Consider the following 13,987-nt stretch of genomic DNA (forward strand, 5'->3'; position numbering starts at 1 on the left):
CAAGTGACAAAGGCGGTACCAGGGCCAACCCTTCAATCGGGTTACAGAGTGATTAAAGTGGCGACCCAGCCGCGAAGCCACCAGAAATTTTTTCGCCGCTTGACTGGGGCTTGAGCACGCAACGACAAGGCCTGATTTTCATTGCGAAGTAGCTGCGAGCCGCCGCTTTGCAAGGCTCGGCAGCAGTTGGGTGAATAACGATTGGGGTAAGCCAGTAGTTCATCAAAATAGCGTCACGGATAGCCGCGGATGGTTGCGCCCCGGCCCACTCCATTTGAGCCCGAGGTAGCTTTGTCGGCCCAGTTGGCACGGCGAGCTCTATTTTTCAGCTTCCTACATGAACCAAGCCCACATCCACCTTATTGTAAATCATTTGCCGATTGCTGGCAGCCTTTTCGCCCTGATACTGCTGGGAGTGGGCTTACTACGAAAAAACACTACCCTAATCGAGGCCGGGCTGGTCGGCGTGCTGGGGGCCGGCTTGTTATGCCTGCCCGCCCAACTCACGGGCGAGGGAGCGGCCAGCATCGTGCAAGACCTGCCCCGCGTCAGCCGGGCGCTCATCCAGAACCACGCGGCGGCGGCCGAGCAGGGTTTCTGGGTGCTGGAAACCGCGGCGGCCCTGGCCCTGTTCGCGCTCCGGCTGCTGAAAGATGCCTCCCCCCAAGCGCGGCGGCTAGCCTTATTGGCGTGGGTGGCCGTAGGGCTGAGCTTCAGCCTGTTGGCGCGGGCCGGCTATCTGGGCGGCCAAATTCGCCATCCTGAAATCCGCGAAGGGCTCGGCCGGCCCAACGAGTTGTAAGGGTCGCTAGTGGTCCGTTTTCTAGTTTACGCTGGATAACATTGCGCAAACGACCAGCTCGCAACCGCCGACCAGGATCAGCAATTACTTTGCTTCCAGTTATTAACGATCAATCGCCAACTAACCGCTGACAACCAGCAACCAACAACTAAAAAATGGCCTTCCCTTTCTTTGGTGATGACAAATCAACCGTAGCGCGCCTGCTGTCCACCCTGCCCCAAACCGGCCGCCTCGAGTGGATTGGCCAACGCCCGGTACGGCGTGAGCCCCTGGTGGCGGTGCCGGAAGCAGAGCTGAAAACCGATTCGCACCTGCTCGGCGACCACGCCCGCCCCAAGGCCGGGGGCAAACGCCAAATCACCCTTATTCAGTACGAGCACCTGGCGGCGGTGGCCAGCTACCTGGGGCTCGACGCGCCGCTCGCGCCCGGCCGCCTGCGCCGCAACCTGGCCGTGAGCGGCCTGAACCTGCTGGCCCTGAAAAACCGCCAAATCCAAATCGGCGAACAGGTCATTCTCGACATTACTGGCGAGTGCCACCCCTGCTCGCGCATGGAGGAAGAACTCGGGCCCGGCGGCTATAATGCTATGCGGGGTCATGGCGGCCTTACGGCGCATATCGCCCAGGGCGGCCTCATTCGACTGGGCGATACAGTACGGGTCGTAGATTAATGATTAGCTCGCATTATACTTTCGGATGCTAGCCACTCGCTGGCCATAAATGCACTTTTCCAAACAAACATCTCTAAGCGAGTGGGCTGCGTACGTAGCTCCATTGGCAGCTACTGGTTTTTTCTTGCTATTTTTCTCCTTTCTATTTACTATCTTTTCCTTACATAATTATTACTTCTCTTATATTTACTACTCCACTTACTTAATACTCCTATGTCCACATACCTACCTTTGCGGCTACCTTCGGGTCGTCGGCTTCGTCACTTACTAAGAACCGCGTTGGGCGCGGCATTAGTGTTAGGCAGCTCGCAGGCCCAGGCGCAAACTATCTATGGCCTGGGTACCTTGAGCCGCACCGTACCGGTGGGCAACCCATACTTTCCGGCGGGGGCCACGGCCGGGTCGCAAGGCCTGGTGCCGTTCGATGCACCTTCCGGCTTCCCGATGAATGCGCCCATTCCTATTTCGGGCACGACTGCCCCCCAGGTGTTGGTGGGCATGGATTACCGGCCCAACACCGGCCAGCTCTACGCCCTGGGCTATGACGCCGCGGCCAGCAGCGCTCAGCTTTACACCCTAAATCCCATTACGGGCGTGGCCACGGCCGTAGCGGCGCCCTTCACGCTGGCGTTGGGCGACGCCTCGACTCGCATCGGCTTCGATTTCAACCCGACCGTGGACCGCATCCGCGTGGTGAGTGGCAATGGCACCAACGTCCGCCTTAATCCGGTTACCGGCACCTTGGATGCTACCGATACGGCCTTGGCTTACGCCCCCGGCGATGCAAATGCGAGCCGGACGCCAACCGTCGGCGCGGCGGCGTACACCAACTCGTTTATCACGAGCACCAGCACCACGCTCTACGACGTCGACCAGGACAAGGTGCTGAACAACGGGAGCATCCTGGCAATCCAAAACCCGCCCAATAACGGTACCCTCAACACCGTGGCGCCCGTGTCACTCAACGGCTTCAGCTCGGTGAAGGCCATTCTGAGCCTTGACATTGCTTACGCCAGCGGGACTAACGTAGCGTATTTATCGGAAGTAACCGAGCCTAATGCTAATGGCCTTTCCAGCAGCAACTTGTACGTATTAAACCTGACCACTGGCCTGGCGAGCTCAAAAAAGAACCTCGTGCCGGCCAATGCCCTTTCACCGTTCGACATCCGCGATATTGCCGTGGTCATCGCGCCGCCGGTGTGCAATGGGCCCAGCAGCCCGCTAGTAGCGAGTGTAACGAGTAATTCGGCCACGGTGAACTTCACCGGCAGCCCCTCGGCCACAACCTACACCGTGACCACAACCCCGGCCACACCGCCCCAAACGCTCCTGGCCTCGGCCACGTCGGTAGCCTTTTCGAACCTGACGCCCAACACCAACTACACTGTGAGCATCGTGAGCAACTGCTTCGGCGGCCTGCTCACCTCCACCCCCGCCACGGTGAATTTTAATACGCAGGCAGCCCCAACTCCGACCCTGGACGTGACCCAGGGCGGTACCAGCTACCCGGACAATGGCACCGCCTATAGCTTCGGCAGCCAGATAGTGGGCACTACCAGCGTGCCGGTGGCTTTCACGCTCACCAACGGCGGCCCCGATGCTCTCACCATCGGCAGCATCAGCACTACCGGCGACTACGCCGTGAGCGGCCCTGCTCCGACCACGGTGGCGGCCGGCGGTACGGCGACGGTGAGCGTGACGTTTACACCCACGGCCATCGGTGCCCGCCCTGGAACCTTAGTGATTAGGTCGAACGCCACCAACGCAGCCACTTACACCGTGAACCTTGACGGCGCCGGGGCAGCGGCCCTGGCCAACCCGCTGATTGCGGTAAGCGTGGGCGGTACGCCGGTCAGCAATGGGAGTACCTTCGCTGGCTTTCCCAATACCGCGCAGGGCAGCACATCGGCCCCGGTGACGTTTACTATTACCAATGGCAGCACCACCGACAACCTGACCCTGGGCACTTTTGCCACCACCGGTCCTTTCGCGTTGAGCACGGCGCAGCCGACGAGCATCGCCCCCGGCAGCTCAGCTACGTTTAACGTCACCTTTACTCCCACGGCAGTGGGCACCGACACCGGGACGCTCACCATCCCTAATAACAGTATAGCGAACAATCCTTTCGTCATTAAACTGAGTGGCCAGGGCACCAGCACCGGGGTCTTGCCAGACCTCATCGTAAGCACCACGCAAAGCGTTGCGGGCAGCTACAACAACGTGACCATTACGAGCACAGGCGTGGCTATCCTGAGCGGCACCCTCAGCGTAGCCGGTACCCTTACGGTGCAGCCCGGCGGCGCGCTGGTGCAAAACTGCCAGCCCCTGAACGGCCCCGGCAACTTTGTCCTGCAGGCCGGCGCCTCCCTGGCCATCTGCGACCCCGCTGGCATTGCCAGCAGCGGCGCCGTCGGTGCGATACAGGTAACGGGCAGCCGTTCGTTCAGCCCGGCCGCCAGCTATGCCTACAATGGCACCGTGGCCCAGGTAACGGGCTCCGGCTTGCCGAGCCAAGTGCTTAATCTTGGCGTGCGCAACGCTGCGGGCCTCACCCTGAGCCAAGCCGTACGCGTGGCGCAGGTCGTGGCGCTGCAACTGGGCAACCTAACCACGGCCGGCAATGACCTGACGCTGCTTTCTTCGGCGGCGGGTACGGCCTTGGTTGATAACACCGGTGGCGCGGTACTGGGTACGGCCACCGTGCAGCGCTACATCGATGCCGGCTCGAACCCGGGCCTGGGCTACCGTCACTACAGCTCGCCCGTGGCCAACAGCTCGGTGGCCGATCTGGCCGCTCCGGGCTTCCTGCCCATCGTGAATCCGGCTTATAATAACGTGGGCAATACCGCTACGCCCTTTCCCAACGTGTACGGCTACAACGAAAGCCGGGTGACGACCAGCGGCAACTCAGCTTCGCAGAACTTTGACCAGGGCTTTTATTCCCCCAATGCCACTAGCGACGCCCTGGAAGTAACCCGCGGCTACACGGTAAACATCTCGGGGCAGGCGACAGTTGATTTCGTCGGCACCCTCAACAATGGCACCCTGCCGGTAACCAGCCTGACCCGGGGCAGCCAGACCGAGAGTGGCTGGCACCTGCGCGGTAACCCCTACCCTTCGCCGCTCGATTGGGCTTCGCTGGTGAACAACGGCCGGGCGACAAACCTGGAAAACGCGCTGTACGTGTTTAAGAGCAGCGGCCAGTATAGCGGCACCTACACCACCTATGTGAACGGCCAGAGCACCAATTCCGGCACCAACGTGCTGCCCCTCGGCCAGGGCTTCCTGGTTCGCACCGTAGCCGGGCAGACCGGCAGCATCACCTTCAGCAACGCCGACCGGGTGACGACGCCCAACGCCACGCCCTTCCAGCGGGGCACGACCGACACCCGCCCCCAGCTGACCCTGGCCTTGAGCAATGCCACCGCCCGTACCCAGGCCGTGGTATACTTTGAGCAGGGCGCCACCCCGGGTTTCGACCAGGCATTTGATGCCCGCGCCCTCCCCGCGCCCAATGGCTTGACCCTGGCAAGCGAAACTGCCGCGGCCGAGCCGCTCGCCATTAACGGGCAAGCGGCCCTCACCGGGGCCGACGTACTGGTGCCGCTCCGCGTGGCCAGCCGGACCGCCGGCACCTACACGCTGGCTGTGGATGCCCTGCGGAACCTCCCTGACAACTACCACGCCTATTTGCGCGATGCCCTGACCGGTGCCTACACCGACCTGGCCACCACGCCAACGCTCAGCCTGACCTTGGCCGCTGGCGCCGCTCCTAGCGGCCGCTACGCGGTGCTATTCACCACGCAGGCCCGCCTACTGGCAACCGCCCCGGCCGCACTGGCCCAGCTCGCGGCCGTGTACCCCAACCCGGCTCATGGTACCGCCACCTTACTCCTGCCCCTGGCGCTGCGCGGTAATCGGGCCACGGCGGTGTCGGTGGTCGATAACGTGGGCCGCATAGTCCTGAGCCGCACGCTCGCGGCCGGGGCCGGCGAAACCTTGGAGCTGCCCGTCGCCAACCTCAACCCAGGGGTTTACTCCGTGCTGGCGCGCACCACGGCGGGCCTCGTAGCCAAGCGCCTCGTGGTGCAATAAGCCGCGGTAAGGGCGGTAGGTACCTTACTTTTCGAACGTTCAAAAAGCCTCAGCTAATGCAGCTGGGGCTTTTTGCATTGGGGCAGCAGAGCATGGTGCCACAGGCTGCATTTTTCCCAGAAAAAAACCCCTCGCCAATAACGAGAGGTTTTCCAAGCTATGAAAACAACTGTCCCAAAGGAACGTACTTGAACCTACGTTAAACCTCGACAATTGGATTGCCCAGCCGGAATTTTCTAGGCGCCATCCATCCGTACAATTTTTGGGGTGAAGGAGCCGAGCACATCCACCAGCTCGCGCTGATGCGCCATCACCTGGCGGATGTCTTTGTAAGCGGCGGGGGCTTCGTCGAGGCCCCCGCCGAACAGTTCTACTCCGTGGTCGCGCAGCTCACGCTGCAGCTGGCCTGCACTAATCTGCGTTTTGGCTTGAGTGCGGGAAAGGCGCCGGCCCGCTCCGTGCGAGGCGGAACTAAGGGAATCCGGCTCGCCCCGCCCTCGGACGATAAAGCCGGGAGCGGTCATCGAGCCAGGAATGATGCCGAGCACCCCCTCACCGGCCGGAGTAGCACCCTTGCGGTGCACGATGGCGGTGCGGCCATTAGCCAACACTTCTTTCCAGGCGAAGTTGTGGTGATTTTCAACCTGGGCCAGGGGCTTTTCACCCAGGGCCTGGCTGATGCGCCGGTGAATGTCGTGGTGGCACGCCGAGGCGTAATCGCCGGCCAGGTTCATCGCCGCCCAGTACTCCTGCCCCTCCTGCGAGTCGAGGGAGAGCCAGGCCAGATGCCGCGCTTCCGGGGGCAGGGGGCATTTGGCCATCGCCACTTTGGTGTAGTGCTGGGCAATGGCCGCGCCCAGCCCCCGGGAGCCGCTGTGCGAGAGCACACCCAGATACTGGCCCACGGGCAGCTTCAGATCATTGGCCGGATCGGTGAGGTCGACCACTCCAAACTCAACAAAGTGGTTACCGGAACCCGAGGAGCCCAGCTGCTTCACCGCGGAGTCCAGCTTGTGGCGCGCCACGGCTATTTCCCGGAACTCGGGCCGCTCGAAAATGGGGTCGTCCTGGTTCACCTTTTTGAAAACCTCCTTATTACCAAACCTGGTGTGATGCAGCAGCAGCTTGCGTAGCTCCTGCCGGCGCTGCTCCAGGTAAGTCGCGGGCAGCTCAAACACCGACAGCGCCATCCGGCAACCAATGTCCATGCCCACCCCGTAGGGAATCACCGCGTTGTCGGCGGCCAGCACGCCGCCGATGGGCAGGCCGTAGCCCTGGTGGGCATCGGGCATCAGGGCCCCGTCGAGGGTGATGGGCAGCTGCATGGCCACGTCCATCTGCTTGCGGGCGCCATCTTCGATGAAGTCGTTGCCGTAGCGACGATAGTCCTTGATTTTCGGGTTCAGGGCCACGTCGCGCGAAGGCGGCGGCACGAGCAGCTCGGCCACCGGGCGCCAGTTTTCGTCGCGCACGTACTTGAACGGGTCGTCCTTGATTTGCTTCAGCAGGGCCAGGGCGCTGCCCTTGTCCATCTTGCGGAAGTTTTTTTGAGTCAGTACATCGAGGGCGCGGCTAATGACCGGGCCCTCAGGAAAGCCGATTTTGCGCAGGTCGTTGCCGCGAAGTTGATTGGCCATAATGGGAGACACATGGGGAGGAGGTGGTGTACGACGCCTTGAGGCCGATGTTATGCCCTAAAAAAGCCCCAACTGATACAGTTGAGGCTTTTAGTTAGAGAGGAATCTTTACGCCCCGTCCATGCGAACGATTTTCGGGGTGAAGGAGCCTAGCACGTCCACCAGTTCCCGCTGGCTGGCCATTACGGTCTGAATGTCCTTGTAAGCCATTGGTGCTTCATCCAGCCCCCCGCCGATAAGCTCGACGCCGTGCTCGGCCAGGTACTTGCGCACGGCCGACTCGGTCAGCTCCGCCTTGGCGCGGGTCCGCGATATGAGCCGACCGGCCCCGTGTGAGGCCGACCCCAATGACTCGGGCAGACCCCGCCCTCGAACGATGAAGCCGGGGGCAGTCATCGAGCCGGGAATGATGCCGAGCACCCCCTCACCGGCCGGAGTCGCGCCCTTGCGGTGCACTACCACTTCGCGACCATCGGCCAAGTGCTCCTTCCAGGCAAAGTTGTGGTGGTTTTCCACCCGGGCTACGGGCCTTTCACCCAAGGCTTTGGCCAGCCGCTGGTGAATCTGGGCGTGGCAGGCCGAGGCGTAGTCGCCGGCCAGGTTCATGGCCGCCCAGTACTCCTGGCCCGCTTCGGTGTCGAGGCCGAGCCAGGCGAGGTGCTGGGCTTCGGTGGGCAGTTGGCACGCGTCCTTGGCCAAGCGGGTATAGTGCTCAGCAATACTGGCCCCCAGGCCCCGCGAGCCGGAGTGCGAAAGCACGCCCAGATAGTGCCCTATTGGCACACCCAGCCCGTTTTCGGCTTCGGTAATTTCGACAATGCCGAACTCCACGAAGTGGTTTCCGGAACCCGAAGTCCCAACCTGCTCGGCTGCTTTATCGCGCTTGTTTTTCAGGAAAGGAATTTCCAGAAATTCGGCACGCTCCAGCACGGCATTCGCCAGCCGCTGGCCCCGCTCCCAGCCCCGGCCCGAGCCGAAGCGGGTATTGTCGAGCAGAATCTTACGCAGCTCCCGCACGCGCTGAGTCAGGTACTTGGGCGGCAGGTCGAACACCGACAAGGCCATGCGGCAGCCAATGTCCACGCCCACGGCGTAAGGAATCACCGCGTTGTCGGTTGCCAGCACCCCACCGATGGGCAGGCCGTAGCCGTGGTGGGCGTCGGGCATAAGGGCACCGGCGACGGTTACCGGCAATTTCATGGCCGTTTCCATCTGCCGGGTCGCGCTCTGGTCGATGTGCTCGGCGCCGAACGCGACGTAGGGCTTGGGCTCTACCAAAGCGATGTGGCGGCTGGGTGGAGGCAATAAAGCCGCCGCCGTCTGGCTCCAAGTCAAGTCGGTGAGGTAGTCATTGGGATTAGCCAACACTTGGCCCAGCAAGGCTAGCTGGTCGGTTGGTGAGAGTTTTTTGAGGTGCTTGCGCTGCAGTTGCGCGAGGGCAAGCCCAATGGCCCGGCCTTCCGGAAACCCGAGGGCCCGAAGGTCGTTGCCGCGTAAAATAGTGGCCATGATAAATGGTCGTTACAGGAAAGCCCACGAGTGGGCATACCATCGTTGATGAAAAGAAAAATAAAACGGACCGGGCAAGAAACGCAGCGCCTATACATGGGCATTACCAGTTTATGCGACCGTCGGCGCGGCCGACGGGCTGGATTCGAACCAGCATTCCATCGTCCCAAACGAAGTAAGGCGGTGCTACGGCACCGGTCCGTTTCGTCAGAAGAAAAGCCGGAGCAACGGGCGGCCTGCGTTGGGCCAAGACGTGACAGGTCGAAGGAACGCAGGCCTACGGCATCCGGCTAAGGAGGTGGTGCGGATTTTAGCCCGCCTTGGTTGAATTTAATTCACAGCAAAAAATAATGGTCTTACACGTGTTTTGCGAGCGTCAGCCGGGCTTCGCCCAGCCAGCGGTTGACCCAGAACCGCTCGTCGGCGGCCATGGAGCGGTTATGGCGACCCCGGGCCTGTACCACGATGCGCTCCGGGGTTACTTCGAGCGTGACGGCCGGACGACCATCAAACCGAAGCGAGAAAATGGCGCAGCGCCCGCGCCGACACGAGTCTACATACGACGCCACGCAGTGTTGCAGGGTCCGCCCCTCCTCCACCAGTTGGCCGAAGTTAGTAAGCTGCATAATGTGCACGCGCCCCTCGTCACCGCCCGTAAAGTTGGGCACCTCCAACCCCGCCCAAGCCGTCTCGAAGGGCAAGAGGCTGTGGGTGTGGCTGCGTAGCCGGGCCAGACTGCGGTGCCAGGCTTCGGTTTGGGCGAGCACGCTGGCCATGGTCCGGCCTTTGAGCGAGAAGCCGGGCTGCGGCAGCTCCGTACCGATTCCCACGCTGCGCTTCTGATGAATCCAGTCGCAGACCGGGCCAAACTGCCGCGGGTCGACCATGGGCGCGGCGCGAAAAAAGTCGACCACCCCCAGCCAGAAATCATCATCGGCTCCCACGACTTCGCGCCCGAGCCGCGACTCCAGTACCACTCCGAACCAGTCGAGGGCATCGCGCACGGCCAGTTGGGCATAGCGGTAGGCTTCGAGGAAGGTGCAGCCGGCGGGAGCCTGGCGCATTTCGTGCTCCATCCGCTTGGTGAGCGGCACGGGCAGGCTCGGGAAGCTGCGCAGCGAGCGGCCCTGCCCCAGGTGGATGGTTAGCTCCGCCAGGTTCAGGCCCAGGTTGGCCGTGCGGGTGGCCGTCCAGGCGCCAATTACCCAGGCCGGTATGTCGCCGTACTGGTCGAACAGGTGGCGCACGAGGCTTTCGAGCTGGAAGTGCACGTTTTTGCGGTGCGGAGTCCAGTCGGCCAGTGAGCGCAGACGAACGCGGTAATGGGTGCACAGAATCCCCAGGCTCGCGGCCAGGTCGGGCCGGGTAAGCAGCGTGCTGCGCTGGCCCGCCAGGGCCAACAGAAACGTTTTGCTGTGCTGGCGCTCCACCTTCGAGCGACCATTTAGGCAGTGCGCATACAATTGGCCCAGCATCGAATCAGCCCCGACTTGGGCGTAGAAATCTTTCGCGGACTCGGCCAGAAACAGAAATTCAATTTGCCGGACGAGCGACCATTTGCGCCAGTTGACATGCCCGGCCAGCACGGCTACGGCCCGTTGCGTGCTCGCAAGGTGGGCCGGAATGGGTTTGTTACGGTTAGCCATACAGAAGCGGCGACCAGGGCAGGCCCGGTAGCCAGCGAAAAGTGACAGAATGATTCAGCAGCGCGGAAGCATTTAGGACATCTGAACATGAGCAAAAACCTGGTTAGGCCACCGGAATGGCAGTTAAAGAATCCGACCACTGGCCAGGGCAAAGGCCCGGTGAGGCGTGGTCAGTTAAGAAAATAAAGCTGAAAAGGGTAAAAGACTGAGCAGTCAACAGATTCTATAGACGAAGTAAGACTGCTCGACGACACCTTTTCAACTCCTTCCCCTGCCGGGGCAACAAGCGCCAGGCCTCCTAGTCCTGCTCTACCACTGAGCTACGGCCGCCGCTTTACAGCAGCTTCCGGCGGGATTCGAACCCGCGTCCTGGGCGTTAAAAGCGCGAAGTATGGCCGAACTACGACACCCGGCAGGGGTTGGCTCATTAACGTATTGGGGCAAAAAGCGGGGGGCGAACTAACAGTGCGTCTACCAATTTCGCCACCTGGGTTTTTAAGCCCCGGACGGGACTCGAACCCGTATTCCTTGCGGAGCTGTATCCGAAGTAGCGCCCACCTACGGCACCCAATACGCTGTTTCTGTTTCTGGGGGGCAACCGGGGACGGTTTTGTTGATGCCAAGCAAAAGCCCAGCTACGGTACCCATCCGGAAACGTATTTACTGGCTTTATCCGAAATTCAGGGCAACGGGCGGCGGGCGTGTCAACCGCAGCCGAAGCGGCGGAGGGGGAGTCGAACCCAACTAAACTGCTCGTGGAGCAGTTCTTTCAACCAGCGAAGTAGCGCTCACCTACGGCACCTGAACCAGGCGGATTCAGCCGGGTTGGGGCGGGCCACCGCCAGCGCGGCGGCACCGTCCCGGCCGACGACTGCTCCTAGTGAGCAGCCGTCTTCCTCATTTCGGCACTTAGAATGAAAATGATTAAACGGTTAGCGGAATGGTTTCTAGGATGCGCTCGAACGCCTGCAGGACGGCCTGGGGTGGCTTGGGGTCGTGCACCGCGAAATCGAGGCGGCGAAATCGACCCCGGATGTTGGGCTCGGCCAAGGCTTCGGCAAACAACTCAGCAATCTGCATGGGGTCGTTGGCAAACACCCCACAGCCCCAGGCCCCCAGAATTAAGGTATCGATGCCGTGTCGGGCGGCCGCGGCCAGCACCAGTCGGAGGCGGCGCCGCATGGTGGGCAGCAATTCCGACAACAGCTCCGGGTTGTTGCGCTGCAGCGCCCCGGCATTGACGGCTGGGGCCGTGAGTACATCAATCCGAAAGGGCTGGGCCAGCCACTCGCCGGCTTCGCTCCGGAAAACCGGCACGCCTGGCGAGTAGATGAAGTAGTCGCTGTAGAGGCCCGTGCTTTCGGATCGGCTGTTATGGGCATACATTTCCTGAAACTGCGTCAGGCAAGGGTACAGCCCCGACGAGCGCGCCAGGCTTTCTTCCTGCGCCTGGCTGCCGCCCAGGAACCCACCGCCCGGGTGGCGGGCCGAAGCAAAGTTCAGGCAGCCGACCCGGCCACCGGCCCCGACCAGTGCCGCGGCGGCTTGCAAGGTAGTGGCGGCGTACACCCGCACTTCCGCTGGTACCCCACCGGGCTGGTCGAACTCCCGTAGCAAATCATCGGCATCGGTGGGCCGGTAGAGCCGGCTGCCGGCTTCGGCGGCCCGCTGAGCATCGGCCAGCCCGACTATCTGGTTATTATGCGATTGATACCGGCCTTGCGCCAGCGCGGCGAGCGTGCTTTGGGCAATGCGCAGTCGAATGTCGCGGTTCATGAGTAAAAGGCTGAAGTTGTTGAACAGCGGCCCGGGAACGACGGCCGCTTTAGTAAAAATAAGGTCATTCCCGGGTCTGCCTAATGTTGAATAAACTACTGTTGATGAGTCCACAAGCAAGAGCAACAAGCGGCCTGGCCACAATGAGTGAAGGGAATCGAACCCTTGCCGCCGAAACGGCCCTCCTGGCACCCGCGAAGTAGGCCCGGCCTACGGCACCTTGCGCCGCGGCGGCCGGAGGTTCCGCTTTACTGTCCGGCCGCTTTTCAAATTGATTTACAGGGTTACTTTCGCGATTTCAATGAGCGCGGAGCCGCCATTGTCGAGCGCCGTGAGCACGTCGAAAATCTTGTCGGACCAGCCCGCGATGAGGGCCACCCCCATTTCGGGGCGCACCTGTAGTGGAGTGGCGCCGTGCCCGGCCAGGTCGAAGAGGTAGAGGCGGGCATTGGGGGCCACGCTGCGGCGGTAGGCGGCCCATTCCTGAGCTATCGTACCACCGTCGCCGTTGCTGTTCCAAAGCTGCACGTCGGTGAAAATCATCACCTTGTCGACTACCTCGCGCCGCTGGCGCAGGTCCTGAACCACGAGGTGGCCGTTGGTGCTGTAGCCAACCTCCCCTTCGCGGCGGTAGAACTCCTCAACGTTGCGGAGCACGGGCCCCCGGGCCAGGCTGATGCGCTTCCACTTGCTACCGAACATGCCGGCAACCACGTTTTGACAACGGCTCTGGAGCAACATCCCCAGCACTAGGCTCACGTCGTAGAGTAAGACCTTGCTGCGCGGCGAAATGGGCTGCTGCATGGAGCCCGACACGTCGCAGGCTACCACCACCCGGGTTTCGGCGCCGAAACCGCGCAGGTTAGCCGCGCTGTGAGCAATGGCATCTTCCAGCGCCGCGAGTACGGACGCTACGGGCCCGCCGGACAAGGCTTTCACCTCGCGGAAGGCGGCCAAAAACCGGAAGGGCAGTTGCTTGCTGCGCGCCACTGCGGTCCGGTCGGCTAGGGTGGCACACACTTGCGTCATGGCCTCGGCCGACACGTTGGCTTCGAGGATGTTGCGCAGGTTGCGCAACAGGGCCATGTAGCCCAGCTTGCCGCTGGCAATAAGCGCCTCCCAGGTGCGGGCCACGGCTGCGGCCCGCTCGGTGGGGTCGGCGTAGGCTTGCTGGCCGGCGGCCGACAGCTCGGTTTCCCAGGTGTAGGGCGTGGGCAGTTCCCCGCGCACCAATTGGTCGAACAGGGCTTGCTGGGCGGCATCTTTCGGGTTAGGGTGAACCAGAAAGAGCGCATCGCGCAGGCGCACAGCCCCACTGCGGTCGTACTTCGCCAACTGGTAACCATCGAAACGGTTAAAGCTGAGCGCCAGCCCTTTTTGCAGCTGCTTGGAGAGGCGGTTGAGGATTTTGGTTCCGACCCGGCCGTTGGCCTGGGCGTAGAAAGCCAGCAACTCCGTGATTTCGTCGGGGCGCTGCACCACGCGGGCCACCAAGCGGCTTACGAGGTTGTCGCCGCGGTGCAAGCGGGCCAATTCTACGCACAGCACCAAGGGCACCGAGCGCAAATTGAGGCTCTCACGGGCATATACTGCTAACTGCGCCACAAAAGTAGGCTCGTTCCGGGCCACCAACTCGCGCAACCGCTGCAAGCGGGTGTCGGCCTTCTCATAGAACTGGTCGCTGAGGGCGGCCGTAGCCACCGCGGCGTACAATTCTATTTGGGGCGTGAGGGTGAAGGCAGCGGCCCCTTCGTGGTTTACGGTGGGGGCGCTTTTTCGTGAGAAGAAGGAGTTGAAGCGCATAATGTGGGAATTTTGTAGCTGATTTATAGAAAGGAAGCGAATGCTGAA

Annotated in this window: 8 protein-coding genes; 3 read left to right on the forward strand and 5 right to left on the reverse strand. The window is 62.0% G+C overall.

Going from position 1 to position 13,987, the window contains the following annotated elements:
- The first annotated feature begins 337 nt into the window (after window positions 1–337).
- From IC235_RS19250 to IC235_RS19260, 3 genes are all read left to right on the forward strand, one after another.
- Window positions 338–802 (forward strand): hypothetical protein, encoded by a 465-nt coding sequence (locus IC235_RS19250; protein ID WP_191006839.1) that lies wholly within the window; start codon window positions 338–340, stop codon window positions 800–802.
- A gap of 155 nt (window positions 803–957) precedes the next feature.
- Window positions 958–1,473 carry an MOSC domain-containing protein gene (locus tag IC235_RS19255; RefSeq protein ID WP_191006840.1) on the forward strand — a complete coding sequence of 172 codons (516 nt, stop codon included), beginning with the start codon at window positions 958–960 and terminating at the stop codon, window positions 1,471–1,473.
- 213 nt (window positions 1,474–1,686) lie between these two features.
- Complete coding sequence (locus IC235_RS19260) at window positions 1,687–5,568, forward strand: DUF4394 domain-containing protein (RefSeq protein WP_191006841.1); 3,882 nt, start codon at window positions 1,687–1,689, stop codon at window positions 5,566–5,568.
- A 236-nt stretch (window positions 5,569–5,804) separates the two neighbouring features.
- Here the strand turns inward: IC235_RS19260 and IC235_RS19265 are convergent, their stop codons facing one another.
- From IC235_RS19265 to IC235_RS19285, 5 genes are all read right to left on the reverse strand, one after another.
- Window positions 5,805–7,205, reverse strand: a complete 1,401-nt coding sequence (locus IC235_RS19265; protein WP_191006842.1) for an RtcB family protein — start codon at window positions 7,203–7,205, stop codon at window positions 5,805–5,807.
- Between the two features lie 108 nt (window positions 7,206–7,313).
- A complete protein-coding gene (locus IC235_RS19270; protein WP_191006843.1) occupies window positions 7,314–8,714 on the reverse strand; it encodes an RtcB family protein in 1,401 nt (466 codons plus the stop codon).
- 356 nt (window positions 8,715–9,070) lie between these two features.
- Window positions 9,071–10,360, reverse strand: a complete 1,290-nt coding sequence (locus IC235_RS19275; RefSeq protein ID WP_191006844.1) for a PcfJ domain-containing protein — start codon at window positions 10,358–10,360, stop codon at window positions 9,071–9,073.
- Window positions 10,361–11,284: 924 nt separating this feature from the next.
- Window positions 11,285–12,136 carry a TIGR02452 family protein gene (locus tag IC235_RS19280; protein ID WP_191006845.1) on the reverse strand — a complete coding sequence of 284 codons (852 nt, stop codon included), beginning with the start codon at window positions 12,134–12,136 and terminating at the stop codon, window positions 11,285–11,287.
- A gap of 276 nt (window positions 12,137–12,412) precedes the next feature.
- A complete protein-coding gene (locus IC235_RS19285; RefSeq protein ID WP_191006846.1) occupies window positions 12,413–13,939 on the reverse strand; it encodes a TROVE domain-containing protein in 1,527 nt (508 codons plus the stop codon).
- Window positions 13,940–13,987: the final 48 nt, after the last annotated feature.

Origin of the sequence: Hymenobacter montanus (genome assembly GCF_014699115.1) — a bacterium.
GTDB lineage: Bacteria > Bacteroidota > Bacteroidia > Cytophagales > Hymenobacteraceae > Hymenobacter > Hymenobacter montanus.